Annotated in this window: 17 protein-coding genes; 4 read left to right on the top strand and 13 right to left on the bottom strand. The window is 38.8% G+C overall.

The genetic code is table 11. The features are described 5' to 3' along the window. Positions 1 to 96 precede the first annotated feature (96 nt). Complete coding sequence (locus AB3I27_RS11810; protein WP_368023005.1) at positions 97 to 750, bottom strand: adaptor protein MecA; 654 nt, start codon at positions 748 to 750, stop codon at positions 97 to 99. A gap of 330 nt (positions 751 to 1,080) precedes the next feature. After that, positions 1,081 to 1,479, bottom strand: a complete 399-nt coding sequence (gene spxA, locus AB3I27_RS11805; protein ID WP_002296384.1) for a transcriptional regulator SpxA — start codon at positions 1,477 to 1,479, stop codon at positions 1,081 to 1,083. 764 nt (positions 1,480 to 2,243) lie between these two features. On the opposite strand from spxA, the gene AB3I27_RS11800 reads away from it, so the two are divergent. Beyond that, on the top strand, positions 2,244 to 2,951 hold the full coding sequence (locus AB3I27_RS11800; RefSeq protein ID WP_002309968.1) for an HAD family hydrolase: 708 nt from the start codon (positions 2,244 to 2,246) through the stop codon (positions 2,949 to 2,951). Between the two features lie 145 nt (positions 2,952 to 3,096). Here the strand turns inward: AB3I27_RS11800 and AB3I27_RS11795 are convergent, their stop codons facing one another. The 4 genes from AB3I27_RS11795 to AB3I27_RS11780 form a co-directional block, all read right to left on the bottom strand. Next, entirely contained in the window at positions 3,097 to 6,291 is a 3,195-nt protein-coding gene (locus AB3I27_RS11795) for a DEAD/DEAH box helicase (protein WP_104760271.1), read from the bottom strand. Between the two features lie 18 nt (positions 6,292 to 6,309). Next, the gene (locus AB3I27_RS11790; protein WP_065772703.1) at positions 6,310 to 9,435 is read right to left on the bottom strand and encodes an AAA family ATPase; all 3,126 of its coding nucleotides are present in this window, start codon (positions 9,433 to 9,435) and stop codon (positions 6,310 to 6,312) included. Between the two features lie 6 nt (positions 9,436 to 9,441). Further along, positions 9,442 to 10,563: an exonuclease SbcCD subunit D gene (locus tag AB3I27_RS11785; RefSeq protein WP_002309963.1), complete on the bottom strand. Its 1,122-nt coding sequence runs from the start codon at positions 10,561 to 10,563 to the stop codon at positions 9,442 to 9,444. Positions 10,564 to 10,750: 187 nt separating this feature from the next. Then, entirely contained in the window at positions 10,751 to 11,374 is a 624-nt protein-coding gene (locus AB3I27_RS11780) for a 1-acyl-sn-glycerol-3-phosphate acyltransferase (RefSeq protein ID WP_002309961.1), read from the bottom strand. A 128-nt stretch (positions 11,375 to 11,502) separates the two neighbouring features. Here AB3I27_RS11780 and AB3I27_RS11775 point away from each other — a divergent pair, with 128 nt between their 5' ends. Together AB3I27_RS11775 and AB3I27_RS11770 are read left to right on the top strand one after the other, a co-directional pair. Continuing rightward, a complete protein-coding gene (locus tag AB3I27_RS11775) occupies positions 11,503 to 12,237 on the top strand; it encodes a tRNA1(Val) (adenine(37)-N6)-methyltransferase (RefSeq protein ID WP_002309960.1) in 735 nt (244 codons plus the stop codon). Continuing rightward, positions 12,227 to 12,511, top strand: a complete 285-nt coding sequence (locus AB3I27_RS11770; protein ID WP_002309959.1) for a GIY-YIG nuclease family protein — start codon at positions 12,227 to 12,229, stop codon at positions 12,509 to 12,511. The genes AB3I27_RS11775 and AB3I27_RS11770 overlap by 11 nt, the downstream gene beginning before the upstream one ends. 74 nt (positions 12,512 to 12,585) lie before the next feature. Here AB3I27_RS11770 and AB3I27_RS11765 read toward each other — a convergent pair whose 3' ends face one another. The 4 genes from AB3I27_RS11765 to hisS form a co-directional block, all read right to left on the bottom strand. Beyond that, positions 12,586 to 14,469 carry an acyltransferase family protein gene (locus AB3I27_RS11765; protein ID WP_104760273.1) on the bottom strand — a complete coding sequence of 628 codons (1,884 nt, stop codon included), beginning with the start codon at positions 14,467 to 14,469 and terminating at the stop codon, positions 12,586 to 12,588. Between the two features lie 266 nt (positions 14,470 to 14,735). After that, positions 14,736 to 15,611, bottom strand: coding sequence for a YitT family protein (locus AB3I27_RS11760; RefSeq protein ID WP_002291388.1), 876 nt, complete (start codon positions 15,609 to 15,611; stop codon positions 14,736 to 14,738). Positions 15,612 to 15,719: 108 nt separating this feature from the next. Further along, complete coding sequence (aspS, locus tag AB3I27_RS11755) at positions 15,720 to 17,489, bottom strand: aspartate--tRNA ligase (protein ID WP_002314149.1); 1,770 nt, start codon at positions 17,487 to 17,489, stop codon at positions 15,720 to 15,722. A gap of 13 nt (positions 17,490 to 17,502) precedes the next feature. Next, positions 17,503 to 18,795 carry a histidine--tRNA ligase gene (gene hisS / locus AB3I27_RS11750; protein WP_002291383.1) on the bottom strand — a complete coding sequence of 431 codons (1,293 nt, stop codon included), beginning with the start codon at positions 18,793 to 18,795 and terminating at the stop codon, positions 17,503 to 17,505. A gap of 394 nt (positions 18,796 to 19,189) precedes the next feature. Between hisS and AB3I27_RS11745 the strand changes: the two genes are divergently transcribed. Beyond that, a complete protein-coding gene (locus AB3I27_RS11745) occupies positions 19,190 to 20,137 on the top strand; it encodes an aldo/keto reductase (RefSeq protein ID WP_002309956.1) in 948 nt (315 codons plus the stop codon). Between the two features lie 87 nt (positions 20,138 to 20,224). Here the strand turns inward: AB3I27_RS11745 and AB3I27_RS11740 are convergent, their stop codons facing one another. From AB3I27_RS11740 to AB3I27_RS11730, 3 genes are all read right to left on the bottom strand, one after another. Continuing rightward, positions 20,225 to 21,484, bottom strand: coding sequence for a cytochrome P450 (locus AB3I27_RS11740; protein ID WP_002314151.1), 1,260 nt, complete (start codon positions 21,482 to 21,484; stop codon positions 20,225 to 20,227). 170 nt (positions 21,485 to 21,654) lie between these two features. Beyond that, on the bottom strand, positions 21,655 to 22,101 hold the full coding sequence (gene dtd, locus AB3I27_RS11735; RefSeq protein ID WP_002291377.1) for a D-aminoacyl-tRNA deacylase: 447 nt from the start codon (positions 22,099 to 22,101) through the stop codon (positions 21,655 to 21,657). 11 nt (positions 22,102 to 22,112) lie between these two features. Then, positions 22,113 to 24,326: a bifunctional (p)ppGpp synthetase/guanosine-3',5'-bis(diphosphate) 3'-pyrophosphohydrolase gene (locus AB3I27_RS11730; RefSeq protein WP_002314153.1), complete on the bottom strand. Its 2,214-nt coding sequence runs from the start codon at positions 24,324 to 24,326 to the stop codon at positions 22,113 to 22,115. Between the last annotated feature and the right edge of the window lie 96 nt (positions 24,327 to 24,422).

The raw sequence follows: 24,422 nt of genomic DNA, 5'->3' as shown, positions 1-24,422 counted from the left end.
TTTCTCCCTCTGAACTTATTTACGTCTAGCCATTTATTTACACGAAAAAGAGCCATATCGATATATGATCGATATGGCTCTTACTATAATAGTGATTTATACAAAATAAAATTTCGTACGCTCGATAGCATTACGCGCCATCAGACACTTTCCATATTCATTCAATGTTTCTGGTGTACGATCGCTCTTTTCTGCAAACTCCAAAATTCGAGCAATCTGATTCTCTACATCCGCTTGGTTGAGATTCTCCATCCAGAAATGAACGACTAGGTAATAACGCTCTTCAAATAAGTACAAATCAGTCCAAGCAGACTCTAGTTCAACGTCTGTTGCCAGCTGGATCACTTGCTCAAAATCTTCAAAAGCAAAAATTGCTTGTCTTTCCTGTTCTTCTAGGGCGCTTCCAGATAATTCTTCTTCCGGATCGCTACCAATAATTTGCTGACGGAGAAATTCGCTCACGTCTTCTGAATCAACAGCAGAATCTTCTGATTGAGAAATTTCTTCATCTGGCAGGTTTTTACTGATAAACAGTTCTAATCCGTCTCCTTTTGGCAAAACTTGGAAAGTGACAGCTTCGCTTCCTCGGAACTCCTCTTCGATATCAACTTCTTCCAGAATACTATAAAAGAAATTTTCGATTCCTTTGTGATTGCCAAGTAAATCCAAAAATGAAACGCCCCGTTCTTCTAAATCTTCATGACCTATCAGTACACGGATCGTATTTTCATTAATGTGTTCCATTTCCATTTTGCTACACCTCACTTTGCCGCAATGTTCAATATAGATTCATTGTAGCGAAATCAGCTTAAATGTAAAGAAAAAAAATCCCGCTGTTAAGTGAATTTAATAAAACCAGCAGATTTTTTCAATCGTTCAAGCTATCTTATTTAACTATAACATTTTTGGGAGATGAATACTATATAGCCGACTTTTTAGCTAATCAATCACTTCTGTTTTTCATACCATGACCACTCTCACACCCTTTTTTGTGCCCACAATAAAGAACACTATTTATAAAAACAAAAAAACTTGGAAAAACTATCATCGTAATAGTTTTTCCAAGTTTCATTTTATCTTCTATAATCCAGCCATCAATTGTGCTTGACGCAATTCTAATTGTCGTACATCGCGCGGCAGGAATCGACGAATCTCATCTTCATTAAAACCAACTTGTAGACGTTTATCATCAATCATGATTGGACGGCGAAGCAATCCAGGATTGTTTTGCACAAGTTCCAATAGTTCTTGTAACGGCAGATCATCTAAATCCATGTTCAGTTTTTGGAATACTTTGGAACGTGTCGAGATGATTTCTTCTGTTCCGTCTTCTGTCATTTGTAAAATCGCTTTTAATTCAGAACTGTTCAATGGTTCTGAAAAAATATTACGTTCAACAAATGGAATCTGATGTTCTTGCAACCACGCACGAGCCTTTCTGCAGGAAGTACAACTTGGGGAAGTATATAATGTTAACAACGTGCACCACTCCTTTTCGTGATAAGAATCACTTTTTTGTAACAGAAGATCATAATAATCTCCCATCTGTTTCTATTATACATAATCAACTTTTAAATAGCTACCTTTTTTTCATAATTTTTTTAAAAAAATGAAAGTTATCTAAGGTTAATATACAGTAAAACCAGCGTTCTTGCTTTTTCTATCATTTAAAAATTAGAGTTTTCAAATCTAATTCAAATTTTACAAGACGATGAAACAGCCAATAAAACTGTACTATTATTTTATCTAGAAGCACAAATGAAACCGATTTCTTAAGATTTTTTATGTTTTTTATTTCTTTGATAGTAATGTTTCTTGTCATTTTAGATAATATTGTTCTTTATTATAACGCTTATTTTCTCTGTTATATAAGCACAATATTTTAAAGCAATGATTACTAGATAAAATTTACTATAAACAAATAAACTAAATAACGTTATTTTATGTTTGAATAGTTATATTGAGACTGTATTAAAAAAATAAACCTTTCGAAAATTCCTCAGAGATTGCATTAAAATAAACCCACCGAGTTACACAATAATGATTAATTTGTTCATCAAACCTATTGACGTGTTTCATGATTTTTAGTGAAAAAAACTGAAATCTAAAAACCTTATTCTGTCAAGGAAACAGAAATATAGTAAGAAAAACCTTTATTTATCAGCTTTTTTAGATAATTTTTTCTGTTACAATAGTCAAGGATTTGTGAAAAAATCAATGAAAACCGAAAGGCGTGTAAAATTTTGATTAAATCAGTTGTGTTTGATGTTGATGATACAATGTATGATCAGCAGCAGCCATTTCGAAACGCGGTAAAAAGAGTCGTGCCGCTTGTTTCAGATGAAGATATGCATCCACTATATATCCGCTTCCGTCATCATAGTGATGAAAACTTTCCAAAAGTAATGGCAGGAGAGTGGACGCTAGAATATATGCGAGCACATCGAATCAGCCAATCACTAAAAGATTTAGACTACCCTCACATCACAGAAGAAGAAGGTCTCCTATTTCAAAAAATTTACGAGGAAGAACTTGATAATATCTGTTTGCATGAGGAGGTCAAAAAAACACTTGACTTCTTGAAGGAAAAAAATGTCCCATTAGGAATTATCACAAATGGACCGACTGACCATCAGACAAAAAAATTAAAACAACTTCAATTGAACAATTGGATTCCTTCCCACAACATGCTGGTTTCTCAAGCAACAGGGTTCCAAAAACCAGAAAAAGAGATTTTTCAGCTTGCTGAGAAAGAATTTCATATGCTTCCAGGAGAAACTCTATATGTTGGCGACAATTATGACAATGATGTTCTAGGTGCAAAAAGTGCCGACTGGCAAGCACTTTGGTTCAACCATCGAGAACGCAAAATCGACCAGACTCCTATTTGCGATATCGAAATTTCTTCTTTTGATCAGCTGTTAGAAACAATGAAGACAATCTTTGCTTAACTCCTATAAATAAAAACAAAAAATAATAGCAAGGAAATCGGGTTAAAACGGAAACCCAACTTCCTTGCTATTTCTTAAATCAACTAAACACCTGCTTTTTTCGAAAGATCTTCTTATCCATTACTGAACGATTGTTTCGAATCTCTTACTTCTCAATCTCTCCTACACTTAAGATCATGCGGATATCTTCTTCAGTCAGTTTTGTCAGCTGTTCTTCATTTCCTTGGATCACTTTTTGGAACAGTTCGCGTTTTTCTTGTTGGAGCGAATCCATTCGTTCTTCAATCGTTCCTTCAGAAATCATACGCCACACTTCTACCACATTTTTCTGACCGATTCGATGCGCACGACCAGCAGCTTGTTCTTCAATTGCAGGGTTCCACCAAAGGTCATACAAGATGACCGTATCTGCTCCTGTCAAATTCAGTCCCGTTCCCCCGGCTTTTAAAGAAATCAGGAAAACATCTTTTTCGCCTGCATTAAATGCATCTACCATACTTAATCGATCTTGCGGTTTTGTACTGCCTCTTAAATAAAATGTTGAGATCCCCAGCTCGGCTAACTCTTCTTGTAAGATAGTAAGCATACCTGTAAATTGAGAAAACAGCAGAACTCTGCGTTTGTTCTCTTTGGCAGCGACTAATAGATCTTTTACTTGTTCGAGTTTGCCAGAATCGCCTTGGTAATCTTCAATAAACAGACGAGGATCGCAACAAATTTGACGCAACCTTGTCAGACCTGCTAGTATCCCGATCCGGTTTTTCTTGAATGCTTCAGAATCCATTGACGAGATTTCTTCACGCATTTGACGCAAGTAAGCTAAATAAACGGTCTTTTGTTCTTCTGTCAGTGCAGAATATAGATTCATTTCTGTTTTTTCTGGTAAGTCTTTCAACACAGTTTGTTTATCTCGCCGTAAAATGAACGGTCGGATCATTTGCGCAATTTCTTCTGCGGCAAGTTCTCTGAATTTTGTTTTGGTTGGGAAAAATCCTGGCATGATTGTTGCAAACAACGACCACAATTCTTCTAAATTATTCTCGATTGGTGTCCCACTTAATGCAAATCGCTGAGGCACAGCTAATTCTCTCAATGCTTGAGCAGTTTTCGTACTACTATTTTTGACCATTTGCGCCTCATCAAGGATCAAATAATCAATTTTTTGTGATTGGTAATCAGCTAAATCTTGTCTCAAACTGGCATAAGAGGTCACTCGAATATCTGTGTCTTTAGCCAGCAATTCTTCCCGTTCTTTTTTATTCCCATTGATTACTTGGATACTCAAAGAAGGAGCGAATTTTTTTACCTCTGCCTGCCAGTTGTAGATTAAGCTGGCCGGCGCTACGATCAAAGCAGAAAAGCTTTCCCGTTCTTCTTTTTCCGAAAGTAAAAAGGCAATCGTCTGCAGTGTTTTCCCAAGTCCCATTTCATCGGCTAAGATACCGCCAAACTGATAATGGCCCAACATCTTCAACCATCGGAACCCTTGCTTCTGATACTCTCTCATCTTTGCATTCAATCCTTTGGGAAGTTGTGCCTGATACCCTTCTGGATGAATGAGATTTTGGACCATCGTATGAAACGATTCGCTAAAAGTAGCATTGCTTTTTTCCAATTGATTTTGAATGATCAGTCCTTGATTCTTAGGTACATGGATCGTCCCTTCTTCTGAACGTATTGACTCCCGTAATTGTTGCAATACTTGGCTTGTTTGTTGGAATTCCTCTGAATCAAAAGAAAGAACCTGTCCGTTTTCCAATGTATAAAAAGCATCGTTTCGCAACAAGCTTTGCAGTACATGATCAATCTCTTGCTCTTCTATCCCCGATACGTCGAATCGAATATCAAGCCATGAACCAGTCTCGGTTACTTCGATTTGCGGTTGATGTTTATGCGCATCTAAATACAACTCTCGCAACTTTCTGCCAAGTCTGACTTCACCAAACTGACGGAAAACAGATAGTTCTGTACGGAAAAAGGCATACAGTTCCTCCCCGCTTGGCAACGGACGCTCATAGCCAGTTTCATTTTTCTGGTAGCGATACATCCTGAATAAATCAAGGACTCGTTTCTCTTCAGCTCTGTCACGCAGCACCTGAAAGTCCTGATTGGCCGAGACCTCATGTTTTGGATCGGTCGAATAGATGACTTCGCCATAAACGAAATCGACTCGAGCTTGGATTTTTCCTTTGGCTTTTCGGAAAAAGAAAATAAATTCGACTGGAATATCCGCTACTTCCTTTTCTACTTCAGAGGCAACCACTACGTCTCCAATCTCCGAAAGAAGAGGAATGATTTCTTTAAACAAGGCCGGTAGTTCTTTTTTCTTGAATATTACTTCTGGTTTCTCCAATCGGCGAATCAATTGTTTCCAAGTTTGATAAACTGTTTGTTGATGTTTCGTTAGAGAATAGAATACTCCCTGGATAAGTCCCCACTGATAATGCATAAAGAAAAAATCAAAATCATTCAATGCTTGCAATAAATAGTCTTCTTCCTGTTTTTCCACTTTGAATGATAAAGGCTTGTTTTGATCGGAAAATTGGATTCCTTGATCGTTTTGTCCATTTATTTGCAGATGCAAACGTGTCGTCTGATTCATCTGTTCTAGCAGGAAGCGGGCTTGTTCTACTGGGAGAAGCAGGTATCTTTTATCTAGTTTCCCTTTGACTTGCAAGCCATTCGTGCCTAATAATTGATGCGTTTGGGCACTTCCTGCAAGGTGAGCGAGTATTTTTTGATCTTCTTTTTGAAAAGCCCGTTTATCTAGACGAAACTGATACTGCTTATTGACTGTGTAGGTTTCTTTTTCTGTGTAAGCCTGTAAAAAATCATAGATGTTTTTTACGATATATGTCTTTTTCGGCGATGCCAAAGAACCGATGCGTAAGTAAAGCGCCAAAATAGAAAGCTCTGGATGATACTGATTTGTCTCAATCGTTTCTACTTGGTATTCAATAATCAAGGGTTGCACCGCTTGAGGATTTTTTTGTGTTTTTAGACGAGAAAAACCTTTTGCAATGATTTCTCCTTCACTTGTTGTTTTTACCGGTTCTAACATCGGCTGGTCTTTTTTCATGATACGAGATAGATTTTTCGACCGTAAGTAAAGTTCCACAGCAACTGTATGCTTACAATATTTATGTTCCTCCCAATATGGACATTGGCAGTAATCTATCTCTTTTGCTGTCCCATCCAAATCAACCATGTACAATTCACTGCCCAAGACTTCTGCATGCCACACGTTTTCTTCTTGGTCAGGGACAACCGATAACACTCGGCCTTCTTGCAAGTATTGACGCCCACGTGCAATGACTTTTTCCGGAATACTCCATTTCATAGTTACCAATCTCCCTTTTTATCCAAGTTGATAGCGTATTTTGCTTTGTCCGCTACCTTCTGTATCAATTCTTATTTGCTGTAATACTCGTTCTTTCAATTCTCTTACATGGCTAATGATTCCAATCATTCTTCCTTCACTTTCAATCGTTTCTAAAGCTTCCATCGCCATTTCCAAAGCTTCTTCATCTAATGACCCAAAACCTTCATCAATAAACAATGCATCGATTGCTACCCCACCAGCTTGTGTCTGGATCACATCCGCAAGGGCTAATGCTAAAGAAAGTGCTGCAATAAAACTTTCACCGCCAGACAGCGTATGCGCGCTTCGAGACATGCCTGCCTGATCATCATAGATATTGATTTCTAATCCGGTTTTCCCTCGATAACTGCCGATCGTATCCGCTAGTTCAAACTGATAACGATTTTTCGTTAAACGTTGGAGATGATCATTTGCTACTTGTAACACTTCTTGTAGATAAACTTGAAGCACATACCGTTCTAAACTAGTTTTCTTAGGATTTTCTCCGTTGAATGTTTGCGAAAGTTGCTGTAATTGCGTAAGTTCATCTAATTGCGTCTGGCTTGCGTGATAAATCGAAAGACATTCATCGTAGATTTTCTGGTTATTGATTTTTTGTTCTTGTAAACTGTATATCTTTTCTTGCTTTGTTTCGATCATCTCTCTTATCTCTTCCAATTGCTGGCTGATCTCTTCTGTATCTGGAACTATCTCCGTCAGCTGGATATTTTCTAATTGACGTAGTCGGTCAGCTGTCACTAATTGTGCTTCATGATAAGTAGTGATTATGCGCTGGTTCTCTTCGTATTGTGCTTGCTGTTGTGCGAATGCACAGACTTCCTCAGTTGTTGAAAAATACGCTTGGGTTTCCAGCTTTTCAGCTATTCTTTGCTGTTCTTTTTCTATTTTTTCATCTGTTTTTTCTATTTGTTCCTGTTGAAGATCAAGTTGTGTCCGAAACATATGCAGATCTTGCAACAATTGCATTCCTGCTTTCTGTTCAGCAGCGAGTTGGTTCGAGTCTTCTTCTAACCGTTTTTCAAGTTGTCGTATCTCTTCTTCTAAACAGTTGCTATCCGTATCTTGTAATTGTTTTTCTAAACTTTTGATTTCGCCTTGCAGTTGTTGAAGCTGATTATTTTTTGCTGTCTGTTGCTGCTTGTAGACAGCTAATTGCTGCTCAATCTTTTCTACTTGTTGGCTTATTTCTTCTAGTTCTGCTCTTGCATTGGCTATCTTGCTTTTTCGTTTATCTAAAGATTGTTCGACTACTGTAAGAGCAGTTGTTGTTTGTTCTGTTATCGCAGGAAATGCCTGTTGTAAAGCCTGTTGTAAGTGTTTTTCTTGTCCAGCTAGTTGTATATTCGTTTCCATGATTTTTTGTTCTAAATCAGATAATTGCTGTTGAAGATTATTTTCATGTGCTTCATTTTTGGCAATGATTTGCTGGGTTCTTTCTACAGCTGACTCAGCTTCTGCCAGTTGTTGCTCTACTTTCAAGATATCTTCTTTATTTGGCTGTTCATGTTTTGATTGTTGTACGGGATGTTCTGTCGACCCACAAACCAGACATGGTTCCCCCGGACGCAAGAAAAGCTGAAGACGAGCAATTTGCTGCTTTGCCCATTGGCTTTTCAGCTGTTCTGCTTGTTCTATCTGTTGTTTCAATCGCTGATTATTTTTTGTTGTTTCTTCGGCTGCTTTTTTGAGCTCTTCTCTTATCTGTTCGAGTGATTCGATGCTTTTTGTTTTTTGTTGTTTTATTTCCTGCTGTTTTTCATCTAGATATTTTAACTGTCCAAAAGCAAGACGATCTTCCTGCAGTTTTTCCTGATCTAATAAGATTTCTTGAAGAAATCGAGTTCTTTCCTGATAAATAGCCTGTTTTTGATGTAGCTTTTCGGCGTTCGTTTCTTCTTTATCTAATGAATGTTTTAATTGTTCTGCTTCTTGTTTTTTACTACGCAAGGCTTCGACAATCGGTACCATCATCTGTTTGTTTTGCAATTGTTGAGCAGCTTCTTTGATTTTTGTTTGCCGATGTATGCGGTCTGTTTCATTTTTTTGCCACTCTTCATAATGTTGCGTAGTCATCGCTAGTTTCTTTGTTTGTTCATTGCTTTTTTGTGACAGTTCTATTTTTTCAGCTTTTATTTCTTTCAGGTGCTGGATTGGTTCAATTAAGCGTTGTGTAAATTCATAATACCCAATCCATCGTTTCTTTTCCTCTATTTCGTCTTTTTGAGCGGCTAATTTCTTTTGCTTATTTAGTAATGTCGCTTTTTCTTCATAGCTTTTTTTCAAGGTTTCAAAACGATAGTAGGAATTTTCTAATTGTTTCTGTTTCTCCTGATAGTCTGCTAAAACTTCTTTTTCTTTAGTGATTTGTTTTTCTAGTATGGCCTGATGGTTTGTCCATTGGGAAAGAACGGCTTCAAACCCTGCTACTGCTTCCTCTTCTTTGACTAAAACAAATCTTTTTTGCAGAAGATGAAGATTTTGCTCTAAATGATCTAGTTTTTGTTGCTGTTGCTTTGCTTTTTCCTTTAATCGCTCATTGAACTGTTGGAAAAGCTGAGTACCGAACAAATGACGTAAAACAGTCTCTTTTTCACTGCTTGATGAAACCAAAAAATTACGGAATTCTCCTTGGGGCAGTAAAACGATTTGGGAAAACTGTTTCGCATCGAGATTCATCAGTTCTCTGATCAACTGGTCTGCTTCTGTACGTTTTGTGATTTGTTTTATTTCTTTTCCTTTCCCATCAAAAATGGTCAACGTTACTTTAGCTGCCTGTTTTTTTGTTCCGTTTCCTTTTCGTTTCGCTAAAACTTGCTCTGGTTTTCGTTCGATTTCATAGCTCATCTGCTGATGTTCAAAAGAAAAAGTCACGCTTGTTTCTTCTTCTGGTGTAGCAAACAAGGAACGCATCTCTTTTCCAGAACGAAGTCTTCCGGAAGTTTCACCAAAAAGTGCGAAAGTGATCCCATCAAAAATCGTCGTTTTTCCTGCTCCTGTCTTCCCGCTGATCAAAAAAAGCGGTGCTTCTGTCAATCGTGAAAAATCAACGGTCTCATTGATAAAAGGACCAAAATTTTTAAGTTTTAATTTTTTCGGTTTCATTCTTGATCATTCCATTTCCATGATTTCTTGCAACGTTTCTCCGAGCCATTTTTCTTGGTTTGCCGTTAGCTGTTCTTCCGTCATTTCACTAAAAAATGCTTCTGCTAATTTTTGAGGATCTTTCATTTCTAGTACTTTTCGTTTGTGCTTTGTTTGTTCTGCTCGGCCGTTTGCCCGTTCAATCCCCAAAATACGAGGATATATTTGCCGAAGCTGGTTCATCATATTCGGGATGATCGTTCTGTCCGTGAGATAGATCTGGATATAATTCTCCCGATTGACGGACTGATAGAAGGCAGGATCCAACAATTCTTTAAAACTTGCTGTTATTTCTTCAATATCATGCAGTGGTTCGATCTCCCTAAAATTCAACTCTAGGTCTGTTGCCAGGTCAACGATCCATACGCCTTTTTTCTGGTTGATCTCAGATAGAGAAAATTTCAACGGCGAGCCACTGTAGCGAGCATTATCCTGTCTTAAAGCTGCTTGATTATGCAAATGTCCTAGTGCTACATAATCAAACGGTGTAAGTAGTTCTCCTGGGATCGAATCCAGACCCCCTACTTCGATTTTCGTTTCCGAATCAGATTTTACACTTCCCATTACAAAAAAATGGCTAATCAATACGTGTTTTTTCCCTGAATCGAACAGCTCCTCCATTTTATCTATCACTTTTGCTACCGCTTGCTGGATCGTGCGGATACTGTCATCTTCAAAATATAATCTGGCTGCAATTGGTTCAAAGTAAGGAAGAAAGAAAAATTGTATGTTGTTAAACTCGACTGGTTCGAAAGCTTCTGCTAGCTGCGTTCGCAAAAAATAGTTCGAATAACTGAACCATGGCGTACCAGCTGAAAGTCGCGTACTGCTATCGTGATTTCCTGATATAGCAAAAATTGGGATCCCTTCCTTTAAATTCCAATCAACCATCAATTCATTGTATAATGCTACGGCATCGACAGCGGGCACACTCCTATCATATAAGTCTCCTGCAATCACGATTGCCTCTACTTTTTCTTCTTTCGCGATATCCAGTATAGAAGATAATACATGACGTTGGTCTTCAATCAAGTCATAACCTTGTAGTTTTTTTCCGATATGCCAATCGGCTGTATGTAAAAAACGCATCCAATCACCTCAAAAAATGTCCTTCTAATCATTATAACACTTTGATCCATTACATGACACCTGTCTTCTATTTTGCACGTTAGAAAGCAAAAAGAGGGCAGACTTGACGTCTCTCCCTCGTTTTTCATCGAAAAGTCTGAACAGAACAGGAGATTCAAAAAGACCGCCCACTCCTAAACTTATCACTTTATTTTTTTTTGATTTCATATTTAAAATCTGGGTTCACTTCTTTGTCCAATTTGTCAAAAGCCGCTTGTGTTCGTCGTTCAATCTCCGCCATTCCTTCTTTATCCGTTTTCTTGATATCTGATAGGTCGATTGGTTCACCGAAACGCACTGTTACTCTCTTACGTTTGAACAAATCCCCAAGTGTCAGTGGACCTTGGTATACGGCTGGTACGATTTTCGCTTTAGACATTCTGGAAATCAACGCCATCCCGCCTTTAAGTTCTGTAGCATGCCTTGTCCCACTGGGGAACATGATTAAACTTAAATTTGTCGATTTTAAAATCTTTACAGGTGTTTTAATGACGCTTGGTCCTGGATTCTCTCTTTTAACTGGAAAAGCATTAGATCGAGTTAATATAAATCGCAGAACCGGATTTTTGAACAGTTCTTCTTTTGCCATAAAGCTGAATTCCTTCGGTGCTGCAGCTACCGCTAGATATAATGGGTCCCACCAAGTACGATGGGGGGCAACTAGTATGTAATTCTCATCTTGCGGTAATACTTCTTTATTCTCATAACGGGCATTCCCATTGACTAAAGCTAATAGTACTCGAACTACCCCTCGCATAAATCGATAAAACATAGTCTCTTCCTTTCCCTTCTTATGGTCATAGTATGCATAAAAAACAGAGGTTTGACAAGCCACCTTGGTTCTTTTTAATAAAAATAGTATAATACAAACGACTATTTTTTTCATTTTGGAGGGAATCCATGCTTCACGAAGACGAACGAATCGACCAATTATACGCAGAAGATATCAAAATTATCCAAAGTTCCCAAGTATTTTCTTTTTCTTTAGATGCTGTGCTACTTGCTCACTTCTCTCGTGTGCCTAAAAAAGGACAGATTGTTGACCTTTGCGCAGGTAATGGTGCAGTTGGCCTGTTTTTAAGCAAACGAACTCAAGCAGCTATTGATGCTATCGAACTTCAGCCTCGCCTAGCAGACATGGCAAGACGTAGCATCGCGCTGAACCATCTAGATGAACAGATGACAGTCCACACCATCGATCTGAAAGACAGCTTATCCGTCATTCGGCATAATTCTTGTGACTTAGTCGTCTGCAATCCACCTTATTTCAAAGGGCTGCCAACAAATAAAACGAACCCTAATAAACACCTAGCAATCGCCCGTCATGAAATCCATACAACATTAGAAGAAGTGATCGACAATTCAAGTAAGTTACTAAAAACAAATGGGCGTTTCGCTATGGTCCATCGACCTGAACGATTCTTAGAGATCATCCAAATTATGCAAAATCATCGGATTGCACCTAAACGGATCCAATTTGTTTACCCAAAAGCTGGAAAAGAGGCAAATATTTTGTTAGTTGAAGGAATCAAAGAAGGTAAATTAGATGGATTCAAAGTCGCTCCGCCATTGATCACTTACGATGCAGACGGGGAATACACAGCAGAGATTCGTGAGATGCTCTATGGCAAATAAACATTATTTTTACGTATTATTCTGTAAAGATCAGACATTTTATGGTGGGTACACAACAGACCTTTCTAGGAGACTAGGGGAACATAACAATGGTACTGGCGCTAAATATACACGTCTTCAAAAAAGAAGACCTGTTAAGATGATCCATGCAGAAGTATTTTCTTCAAGAAGCGAAGCAACAAAAGCAGAAGCTGCATTCAAAAAACTCACCCGAAAACAAAAAGAACATTATTTGAAGACACACTCAACTGTTTTGCTTCCTGAAAATAGATGACTGTTAAAAACACGATAAATATAAAAAAACTTCAGGCAAAAACAATTGTTTTTACCTGAAGTTTTTTGTAGCTATTATTCTGATACGTTTGTCTCGCTGCTGTTCGTACTTGAACTTCCTCCTAGCAAGGCTTCGCTGACTAGGTGAATGTAATGTGTCATCCCTTCAGGATTTGGATGGACTTGATCATCATAAAACCAGTCATTATGGTCATTACTGTAGCTATACCAATCAATCAGCGTCATATTGTCGTATTTTTTTGTCATCTGTTCAAGCATCGCATTCACGTCATTTTGCCAACGTTTCGTCGGTACTCGGACATTGACCCAGTATACTTTTCGATCACCGATTGCATCCATCACGCTATCAAACTGAGCTTCAGAGAATGAGCCATTCGTTCCTAGTCCAATTAGAACAGTGTCTTTCAATAAATCTTGTTCCTTTAATTTTTCAATATACGGTACACTGGCGTATAATTGTCGCCCCACATCGCCATCTACCACTACTTTTGGATAAAGCTCTTGTAGATCAGTTGCAGCATCTAGCATAACTGAATCACCAAATGCCGTTAGCTCTAATTTTTGTGCCTTGTTTCCTTGGGCCTTAGACAACTCGTACTTATCAAGAATCGCTTGGTCAACGGAACTAGTGGTATTTTCTGAATTGTTTCTGGTTTCTTCTGCTAATTTTTTACTTTCAGCGATCTTTGCCTGCAATTGTTTTTGATCGGCCGTTACAGCATTTTTCGGTGCCGTAACGAAACCAACGAATGCAATTGCTACAAGTAATGTGCCTGGAACAACCCATGGTTTGCTCTTACTGATGATTGGTTTACTGAACCATCCTTTCATCACTTGGAATGTACGACCATAGTCAAAACGTGCTAGCGGACGTTCCACATATCGATAAGAAAGTTCACTGATGATTAAAATCAATGTGATTTCTACTAAAGTATGGAACAGAACATGATCAGCAATATCAGTCACTTTTGCTTCATAAAAAATCATAACTGGAAACTGATACAGATAAATCCCGTAGCTTCGTTTGCCAATCCAAGTAAATACTGGATTTGTCAGCCAACGATTCAAGCTTGCTCCAGGATGTGCTGTCACTGCAACTAGTACTACGCATAACAGACTCACTAGGAGCATCCCTCCATAATAGATGAAATTGTAATGATCATCTAAAAAGAAGAAGCAAAGAATCAGTGCCAGCAGTGAGATTCCTCCAGCGATATTCAGGATACTTTTTGCTTGTTTCGGGATGTTTTTCTTCAAACGAGTACTTGGCCAAACAAAAGCGAGCGCACTCCCCAACCATATAGAAAACAGCCGGGTGTCCGTTCCATAATAAACACGGGTTGGATCGCCCCCTGGTGTATACAAAATCATCATCAAGATCGCAGAGAGGAAAGATGTACCTAACACGGTATAAAAGATCCATTTTCTTTTACGAACAAATACCATCAACAATACAAACAAGATTGGCCAAACCAAATAGTTTTGACCTTCTACCGCTAAAGACCAGATATGTGTAAACGGTGATTCATTAGCAAATCGGTCGAAATAAGATAAACCGTTATTGATTTGCCACCAATTGTTGACATACAGTAAGCTGCTGACGACAACTCCTCTAAGATTATTCAACAATCCTCGCTGGAACAAGGTGATATAAGCCGAAGCTGTAACAAGCATAAAAACGAGTGCCGGATAGAGTCTCTTCATTCTTCTGACATAAAATTGCCAAATATTGATTTTTCCATTTTGTTCCCATTCCTGCCTTAGCAGATCCGTGATCAGATAACCAGATACGACGAAAAAAATCGGAACGCCCAAATAGCCGCCTTTCATACTAGTTGGCAGAAGGTGATAGAAGATAACACCAACCACAGCTAATGAACGGAGCCCATCAAACCCAGTGATGTAGCGGCTGTTTTTTAACCTTTTTTGTTTTTCCATTCAATATTCCAACTTTTCATAAACTTTTTTCATTCGTAATATACGGGTATTAAGTGAAAATAGCAAGTAGAATCGTGTCCTTTCTCTACTATTTTTTTCTATCATCCCATAAATTTTAAAAAATAAACATGCTTTTTTTCAACTTTAAGAAAATTTCAAATAAAAAAGTAGTTTCTATTTGCTGATCCATCCTTTGGTAGAAAAAAACTGTAGACAAACGAATGTCTGTCTACAGTAGTATTTCATGAATTTTTGTCAAACTCGATCTAAATGCCATCCTCGTAGAAACGCCCAAGTATCTGGACATTTTCTGCAATACTTACAAAAGCTTGCGGATCAGAAGCTTTCATCGCTTCTCTGAGTAGAGGCAGTTCGTAACGTGTAACGATTGTCATCAATACTGTCTGCTTATCATGTTTATAAGCACCTTCTGCTTCATTGATAATCGTGATTCCTCTACGCATACAGTTTTGGATTTCATTCACTACTTTTTCTGGATGTTTCGTTACGATCATTACCTGCATTTTCTTTTGTTTAGTATAAACGACATCAGTTACTTTTCCACTGACGAAAATAGACAACGTACTGTAAAACATATATTGCCAGCCAAATAGAATCCCAGCAACAAAAACGATCAATGCATTGAAGTAGATCGAGATAGAACCAATCGACTTTCCTGTTTTTTTACGAATCGTGATACTCACGATATCTAGACCACCCGATGATAGGCCATTTCTCAACGCTAGCCCAATCCCTAGTCCCATCACAGCCCCACCAAACAACGCACAAATGATTGGATCGGTAGATAAGACTGTTTCCGGTAAAATATGGATACAAAGGGAGGTCAAAGTGACTGTGATAAAAGTGAAAATTGTAAACTTCTTCCCGATTTTGAACCACGCCAAGACGAACAAAGGTATATTCAGTAAATACAAAGTGGTTGATACCGGCACCTCGAACCCTATCAGTGATTTTGACAAAGTCGTCAAAATCTGAGCCAGGCCCGTAATACCACTTGAATAAATATGTCCTGGTTGATAAAAGAAATTCAATGCGACAGATGCAATCAACGCATAAACGATTGATACCGAAAGTTTGGTCGTGTAATCATGGTAAGCCCAATTTTCGAATGTTTTTTTCATGGAAAAGCCCCGCTTTATATGTTATGGCTTCATTATAAAGTGTTTTTCAATTAAATCAAGGTTGCCAAAAGAAGCAGATTCGACAAATCCTTTTTGCCTTTTTATCGGCTATTCTTCTATATTGGTTACATCAATATTCAATTCGAACAATTGTAAAGGTGAAACCATACTTGGTGCATCACTCATCACATCGGCTGCTTTTCCGTTTTTAGGAAAGGCAATGACTTCACGAATATTGTCTTCCCCTGCTAATAACATTGCAAAACGATCCAATCCTAATGCAATGCCGCCATGTGGAGGGAATCCGTAATCTAAAGCTGTTAGCAAGAACCCAAATTGTTCTTCCATTTGTTCTTTTGTGAAGCCTAAAGTTTTCAACACTTTTTCTTGAAGTTCCCGAGTATGGATCCGGATAGAACCTCCACCTAATTCATAGCCGTTCAAGACGATATCATAAGCTTCTGCATAGACTTTTGCAGGGTCTTCAGCCAGTAATGGGATATCTTCTGCTTTTGGCATCGTGAATGGATGGTGAGCAGAGACATATCGACCTTCTTCTTCTGAAAATTCAAATTGAGGCCAATCAGTTACCCATAAGAAATTGAATTTTGATTCATCGATCAGTCCTAATTCTTTTCCTAAACGTGTTCGGATAGCCCCTAATGCAGCAGCGACGATTTCACTTTTATCTGCGCCAAACATCAGCAAGTCACCTGGTTCTGCATCTGTTGCTTTGATGATTGCTTCTGTTGCTTCTCCCATGAATTTAGCAATCGGGCCTTTCAGACCGTCTTCTTCCACTTTCAGCCATGCAAGTCCCTTAGCTCCGAATTGCCCTACATATTGTCCTAACTGATCCATATCTTTTCGTGAGTAGCGATCTGCAGCGCCCTTCGCATTCAATGCTTTCACGACTCCGCCGTTTTCAAGAGCCATTTGGAAGACTTTGAATTCTACTTCTTTGACTGTTTCGCTTAGATCAATCAATTCCATTTCAAAACGTGTATCCGGTTTGTCGCTGCCGTAGCGAGCCATTGCTTCATCATAGGTCATACGGGGAAATGGCAATGTGACTTCGATGCCGCGAACTTCTTTCATTACCTTCGCAATCAATCCTTCTGTGTAAGTTTGGATTTCTTCTGCTGTTAGGAACGTTGTTTCAATATCTACTTGCGTAAATTCAGGCTGACGATCTCCACGTAAATCTTCGTCACGGAAACAACGAACGATTTGATAATAACGGTCGAACCCAGCATTCATCAGCAATTGTTTGAATAGTTGAGGAGATTGCGGCAACGCATAGAAATGTCCAGCATGGACACGTGAAGGAACTAAGTAGTCTCTTGCGCCTTCTGGTGTAGATTTTCCTAGGTAAGGTGTTTCAATATCTAGAAAGTCATTATCGTCTAAATAATGACGAATCGCTTTTGTTGTCGCATTTCTCAATTTGATGTTTTTAGTCATTTTGGGACGTCGCAGATCCAAATAACGATATTTCAAACGTATTTCGTCACTGATTGCTTGATCATCTTCAATTTGAAATGGCGGTGTTTTTGCTTGATTCAAAATCACGATTTCACTTGCAATCACTTCAAATTCACCAGTGGCCATTTTAGGATTTACTGCATTTTCACCGCGTCTTCTGACTACCCCAGTTACTTCGATCACGTATTCACTGCGACATTTATCTGCGATTTCCCATGCTTCCTTGTTGATTTCAGGATTGAAGACGACTTGAACGATTCCTTCACGATCCCGTAGATCGATAAAGATTACTCCCCCAAGGTCTCGTCTTTTTTGTACCCATCCTTTTAATGTAACTGTTTGTTCTAATTGTTGTTCGGAAACTAATCCGCAATAAATCGTTCTTTGTGCCATTTCTTTTTTCCTCCTACTCGAATAAAGTCATTTCATCATAGACTTCATCAAAATGCTCATATATTTCTTCTAATGGAAAACTTTTTTCTTTTCGGCTTGCCATTGCTTTGACATTGATTGTTTGGCTAGCAAGCTCATCTTCACCGATCACCAATACTAACTTGGCATTCGCTTTATCTGCTGTCTTAAATTGTGCTTTTGCTTTACGGTTCATGAAGTCGCGATCAGCTGAAAAACCGAAGTTTCGAATCGCTTGGACCACTTTCAATGCTTCGATATTTGTTTCGTCTCCGAGTGCGACCACATAAGCATCCAACTCATTAAATGCAGGGATAACTACTTCCTCTGCTTCCATAGTCAAGAGTAATCGCTCGATACCCATTGCAAATCCAAAGCCAGGTGTTGAAGGACCACCCAGTTCTTCCACTAGATTGTCATAACGTCCGCCTGCGCAAATCGTTGCTTGTGCCCCCATTTTCGGTGCGTCACTCATGATTTCAAAAATCGTATGCGTATAGTAATCTAATCCGCGAACCATATTACTGTCGATTTCATAAGGAACAGCCAATGCATCCAGCATGGAAACAACGGTATCAAAATGTTTTTGAGCAGGTTCGCTTAAATAATCTAAGATAGATGGCGCATCTGCTACAAATTTTTGATCTCGTTTGTCCTTACTATCCAACACACGCAATGGATTTTCGTGAAGACGGCGTTTAGAGTCTTCACTCAACTCTGCTTCAAAAGGTAAAAGATAGTCGATTAATGCTTGACGATAGGCTTGACGTGTGTCTTTATCACCTAATGAATTGATGACTAGACGGATTTGCGTGATTCCCAACTGTTTGAAGAAATCGAGTGCCATCACCATGCTCTCCACATCTGTTGCAGGATTCTCTGATCCAAATGCTTCTACTCCGATCTGATGGAATTGACGTAACCGTCCTTTTTGCGGACGTTCGTAGCGAAACATTGGTCCCATATAAAAAGTTTTGAACGGTTTTGCATACTCTGGACCGAACAATTTATGCTCAACAAAAGAACGAACGATTGGCGCTGTACCTTCTGGTCGAAGCGTCACATGACGTTCCCCTTTGTCATAAAAATCATACATCTCTTTTGAAACGATATCCGTCGTATCACCTACACTGCGGGATATCACTTCATAATGTTCAAAAATCGGTGTACGCATTTCATTATACTGATAATCTCTGAACAATAAACGTGCTGTTTCTTCGACAAACTGCCATTTTTCTGATTCGCCTGGCAAAATATCATTTGTTCCTTTTGGTCTTTGGAAACTCATAGTTTTCTCTCCCTTTCTTAGCTATGTAAATAAAAAAATCACCCTTGTTCATCTTGAACAAGGGTGAATGAAATTCATACACGGTACCACCTAATTTTGAAAGATTTCTCTTTCCTCTTACGAATAACGCTCGTACGCGGGACGGCTTTTCACTCGTCCATCTCCAGAGTGTCTTTGGGCTAATGAAACTTTGGATCATTTTCAGCCTCGATGATCCTCTCTTGTAAAGTTTCAAAAACTTACTCGCTCTTTCATTGACATTTCGATATTACTTATAACCTACTAAAAACCAATCTCAAAGTCAAGAGTTATCTGACTATTTTCCCTCACAAAAACATTTTAGTTCAGCTTTTTGTTCTTTTGTTTTAGACTAGAAAAAAAGGAGGAATCAGCTATGGCAGAAATAAGAATCGGACATTCACAAGTCTACGCAGAACAGCTTGGACTAGGAGCAAATGCCGTTGGGGGACACAATCTTTTTGACGGTTTGGAAGACGAGACAGGAAAACAAGTGGTTCGTACAGCTTTGAATAGCGGAATCAATTTGATCGATACCGCCTATGCTTATGGAAACGGCCGTTCTGAAGAACTGATCGGTGAGGTATTGAAGGAAAAAGAATATGATCGTTCACGTATCGTCATTGCTACAAAAGCTGCTCATGTGCCAAATAAAGGACGAACATTTGACAATTCACCCGAATTTCTCAAACAATCGGTGGAAGACGCACTGAAACGTCTGCAAACTGATTACATCGACATTTTTTATATCCACTTTCCGGATAAAAGCACACCAAAAAATGAAGCAGTTGCTGCATTGCATGAATTGAAAGAAGCAGGAAAAATCCGAGCAGTTGGTGTATCGAACTTCACGTTAGAACAATTGAAAGAAGCGAATGCAGATGGATATGTCGATGTAGTAGAAGATAAATACAGTTTGATCCATCGGGAGGCTGAAAAAGAATTATTTCCTTATCTTGAAAAAAACAAAATCAGCTTTGTCCCCTATTTTCCTCTTGCTTCCGGTTTACTGACAGGAAAATATGAACGTGGTCAGGAAAAACAATTCGGCGAAGGAGATCCTCGAAAAAGCAATCCGGATTTTCAAGGAGAACGTTTCAAAGAAATTTTAGCCGCTGTCGACATACTTCGCCCCATTGCTAAAAGATACCAAGCCACCCCTACGCAACTTGTTCTAGCCTGGTATATGAAGAATCCAAGAGTGTCTGTAGTCATACCCGGAGCTAAACGTCCAGAGCAAGTCTCTGATAATGTCCAAGCTTTAGATTTGCATTTATCCAGTGAGGATTATCAAACCATTGATGAAGCATTTCACGGATTTTGAGCAATTGACCTTATCCACTTATAGTAGTATGAAAAAAGGAAGATCAAACAGTGCTGATCTTCCTTTTTTCGATAAGTTTATACTAATCTAATTCTTATAAAGTAGCGCTCGGCTATTTGGATAAGTCGGAAACTGATTGAATGGGATCGTCCAATCTTGTTCAGGTACAGAGAATTCAAACTTGTTTACTAGCTGATCAGAAAACACACGTAGGCTGTGGAGAGTGATCCATTCTCCTGCGCAGCGATGCATTTGTCGAAAGTTTCCTCCACCTTGGGCAATCATCTCATATTCTTCTTTATATGAAATATCTTTTGCTTTTCCTAAATATCGTTTGATCATAAAGGAGTCTGGTGCTTCAACCGTTCGTTCATCATGATCTGTTCCATATAAATCTAGAATGACCCAGCTATCTTCTGGTATACGATAACCATCGACTTCTACTTCTTTCAGAGAAATCGCAGGTAACATCGGAAAGAACGGATAATAGCGTCTCATTTCTTGAATGAACGGATCTTGCAACGTAGAAAAGTCGTTTTTCAATTGTTGGTACAAATCAGGTCTGCTGAAAAGCGCGTGTCCCATCAACGCCGCCCACACAGTTAGAGCAACCGTTGGACGGATGATGTTCAATAATTCAACAGCTGCTACTTCCAGAGGCAAAAGCTGACCATCTAAATCTGTGGCATTGGCAAAAGCATATAATGCCACATTTTCTTTTCCAGCCACAGGATTTTGCCGAGCTTCTTCAATCAAGCCTTGCGCCCATTTTTCTGATTTTTTGCGATTTTCGACACCTTTTATGTGATCAATCGGAGAAGTAAACGTTCCGCTGATCATAGAGATTTGATATTCTGCTAATTTTTTGACTTCATCCTTAGAAAGCAAAGATAAATTGATACCTGCCCACTCACAAATCGATGTAAAGAAAACCATCTTGCTTAAATCAAATAATTCAAATTGACCATGCTGTGTTTCAAGTGCTTGCGTCAGGTTCTTATCTAAGATACGATGATAATCTTCCATTCTTTCGGGGGTCATCAGATCCATAAAAATATTTTTCCGATGATGATGGGCAGCTCCATCCAAAGTCTGTACTCCATCTTGACCAAAAAGTGTCTTCAACACTAATTTTGGCATAGCACCTTTTCGTTTGAAATTTCTTGGGTCATAAAATATTTTTGCCGCTGACGATCCGTAGATCACAATAGCTTCTTTATTGAAAATCTTTGCTTTGACAACGGGAGCGTCTGCTTCATGACGTAACTCCTCCAACATATTGTATCCCTTTTGATACAATCTTTTTAGATCCGTGATTTTGACATCTATTACTGGTACTTCTTTCATCTTCAGCAACCTCCCAAAAATAACTTGTATAATTTAAGCTTAACTTTTTTTCTGACTGCTGACAAAAGAAGCGCTTTTTATAGACGAGAAAAAAGTCGCTTAAGTTAGAGTTTTTCAGTCTAACTTAAACGACTTGATTTATATTTCTTATTGATGAAAACCAACTGACTTTATTTGTTTTTAGAATCAATAATAATCGTTACAGGTCCATCATTGACGAGAGAAATCGACATATCTGCTCCGAATTGTCCGGTAGCGACTGTGATGCCGCGACTTCTGATTCCTTCATTGAACGATTCGTATAAAGGAATAGCTATTTCTGGTCGTGCGGCTTCCACAAAACTTGGTCGATTTCCTTTTTTCGTATCCGCAAATAGTGTGAATTGAGAGACACTTAAAATTTGACCTCCTACGTCTTCTACACTAATATTCATTTTTCCTTGATCATCTTCAAAAATACGCATTTGTGCGATTTTTTTTACTAGATATTCCACATCTTTTGGCGTATCTGTTTCATGGATACCTAATAAAACGAGTAGGCCACAGCCAATTTTTCCAATCTCTTGCTGATCAACTGACACTGCCGCTTGACTCACCCGTTGAATGACTGCTCTCATATCTGGCCCTCCTATCCATTCATCCGGCGTACACTGTAGACATCAGGTACTGCTTTGATTTTATCCACGATACTTTTTAGGTGGGACAAATTCTGGATACCAACCGTCAAATGGATTGTCGCCATTTTATCTTTATTCGTCCGAGCTTCGACGCTGTTGAGATTTTTCGTCAGCGCATTGACTGTTTGAAGTACATCATTCAATAAGCCTGAACGGTTATAGCCGTAGATTTCCAAGTCTGCATCGTACTCTTTTCGTGTATTCGATGTATCTTCCCATTCGACTTCAATCAAACGTTCTGCTACATTTGGTTTATCAGGCTGAACATTCGGACAATCTCGACGATGGATGGATATCCCTCTGCCTTTAGTGATGTAGCCAACGATATCATCACCAGGAATCGGATTACAGCATCGGCTGATACGAATCAGTAAGTTTTCTACCCCTTGAATGACAACGCCACCTTCATGACGTACTTTCATTTTCTCAGGTTCTTTTTTCGGCTGATTCATGATTTCTTCTGCTTCTTGCTTTTGCTGCTCGATTTTTTGTTCTTTCCGTTCTTTTTCTGTCAGACGATTGGCCATTGTCAAAGGACTGACTTCCCCATATCCTACAGCTGCATATAGATCATCTTCTGATTGATAGTTAAAACGATCAAGTGCTTCTTGAAGTTTGTTTTTTGTCAAAATATCTTTAGGTGTAAACCCTAAATCTGTAATACACTTGACCACAGACTCGTGACCTTTGATCACATTTTCTTCCCGATCTTGTGCTTTGAAGAAACGCTTGATCTTATTTCTTGCTTTGCTAGTTGCCACCAATTTCAACCAGTCACGACTTGGACCAAATGAATTTGGAGAAGTCATGATTTCTATGATATCCCCGTTTTTTAATTTGTAATCAAGTTGCACCATTTTGCCATTTACTTTTGCACCAGTGGTTTTATTACCGATATCTGTATGGATACTGTATGCAAAGTCCAGTGGTCCAGATCCTTTTGGCAGCTCAGTAACGTCTCCTTTTGGCGTGAAGACATAGACTTTATCACTAAAGATATCTCCTTTTACACCTTCCATAAATTCAGAGGCATCATAGCTTTCATCTTGGAGTTCAAGTATCTCATGGAACCAACTTAATTGTTTCGTCATACCATCTGGTTCTACTTTTTCATTTTTTCCTTCTTTATACGCCCAGTGCGCAGCCACCCCAAATTCAGCGATTTCATGCATTTCCTGTGTACGGATTTGGATTTCTACTGGATTTCCTGCCGGACCAATCACTGTAGTATGCAAAGATTGGTACATATTAGCTTTCGGCATGGCAATATAGTCCTTGAATCTGCCAGGCATTGGTTTCCATTTTGTGTGGATCGCACCTAATACAGCATAACAATCCTTGATTGAATCTACGATTACTCGAATGGCTAGCAAGTCATAGATTTCGTTGAATTGCTTTTTCTGGTCTTTCATTTTACGATAGATCGAATAAATATGTTTTGGCCGTCCATAGATCTCTGCAAAAATCCCTAGCTCTTCTGTTGCTACTCGAATATCCTCAACAGTACCATTCACGTATTTTTCACGTTCTTCTCGCTTCGTCTGCATCAAATGAACGATACGGTAATACTGTTTTGGATTAAGATAACGAAGTGCTGTATCTTCTAATTCCCATTTGATTCGGCTGATACCTAAACGATGTGCAAGAGGTGCATAGATTTCTAAAGTTTCTTGGGCAATCCTTCTTTGCTTATCTTCTCGCAGATGTTTCAACGTACGCATGTTATGTAGTCTATCAGCTAATTTGACCATGATAACGCGTAAATCTTGAGCCATTGCCAGCAGCATCTTTCGATGGTTTTCTGCTAGCTGCTCTTCGTGGGATTTGTATTTTATTTTCCCTAATTTGGTTACTCCGTCTACTAACATAGCGACATCATCGCCAAATTCTTCTCTCAGATCTTCTAAGGTGACTTCTGTATCTTCAACAACATCATGCAAGAAGCCAGTAGCCACTGTGTGGGGGTCCATTTTTAAATCTGCTAATATACCTGCGACTTGGATAGGATGGATAATGTAGGGTTCTCCTGATTTTCTAAACTGTCCGTCATGTGCAGCAGTCGCATATTCGCATGCTTTCTCAACAAATGCTACATGTTCGGGCCCCATATATTGACTAACGAGCTTTATGACACCGGGACCCGTTAAAATTTCTTCTTTTGGCACAGGAATCGATCCCCCTTTCTTTTTCGGTAAAACAGGAATCGGGACAAATATCTGTTTGATAGTTGCCCCAAAATCCGTGAAGTTATACATTTTTTT

The organism is Enterococcus sp. C46 (assembly GCF_040887565.1).
In the GTDB taxonomy this organism is placed as follows: domain Bacteria; phylum Bacillota; class Bacilli; order Lactobacillales; family Enterococcaceae; genus Enterococcus_B; species Enterococcus_B lactis.
Note: the sequence above shows the minus strand (reverse complement) of the source record. Positions and strands in the feature narration are given on the sequence as shown.

Bases quoted from the DNA above. Each gene is read 5' to 3' on its own strand.
- AB3I27_RS11795 (WP_104760271.1), bottom strand. From the start codon at position 6,291: ATGAAATGGAGTATTCCGGAAAAAGTCATTGCACGTGGGCGTCAATAC.
- AB3I27_RS11765 (WP_104760273.1), bottom strand. From the start codon at position 14,469: ATGGAAAAACAAAAAAGGTTAAAAAACAGCCGCTACATCACTGGGTTT.
- AB3I27_RS11785 (WP_002309963.1), bottom strand. From the start codon at position 10,563: ATGCGTTTTTTACATACAGCCGATTGGCATATCGGAAAAAAACTACAA.
- dtd (WP_002291377.1), bottom strand. From the start codon at position 22,101: ATGAGAGCAGTCATTCAACGGGTGAGTCAAGCGGCAGTGTCAGTTGAT.
- AB3I27_RS11775 (WP_002309960.1), top strand. From the start codon at position 11,503: ATGCTTCACGAAGACGAACGAATCGACCAATTATACGCAGAAGATATC.
- aspS (WP_002314149.1), bottom strand. From the start codon at position 17,489: ATGGCACAAAGAACGATTTATTGCGGATTAGTTTCCGAACAACAATTA.
- AB3I27_RS11810 (WP_368023005.1), bottom strand. From the start codon at position 750: ATGGAAATGGAACACATTAATGAAAATACGATCCGTGTACTGATAGGT.
- AB3I27_RS11790 (WP_065772703.1), bottom strand. From the start codon at position 9,435: ATGAAACCGAAAAAATTAAAACTTAAAAATTTTGGTCCTTTTATCAAT.
- AB3I27_RS11745 (WP_002309956.1), top strand. From the start codon at position 19,190: ATGGCAGAAATAAGAATCGGACATTCACAAGTCTACGCAGAACAGCTT.
- hisS (WP_002291383.1), bottom strand. From the start codon at position 18,795: ATGAGTTTCCAAAGACCAAAAGGAACAAATGATATTTTGCCAGGCGAA.
- AB3I27_RS11760 (WP_002291388.1), bottom strand. From the start codon at position 15,611: ATGAAAAAAACATTCGAAAATTGGGCTTACCATGATTACACGACCAAA.
- AB3I27_RS11740 (WP_002314151.1), bottom strand. From the start codon at position 21,484: ATGAAAGAAGTACCAGTAATAGATGTCAAAATCACGGATCTAAAAAGA.
- AB3I27_RS11770 (WP_002309959.1), top strand. From the start codon at position 12,227: ATGGCAAATAAACATTATTTTTACGTATTATTCTGTAAAGATCAGACA.
- AB3I27_RS11780 (WP_002309961.1), bottom strand. From the start codon at position 11,374: ATGTTTTATCGATTTATGCGAGGGGTAGTTCGAGTACTATTAGCTTTA.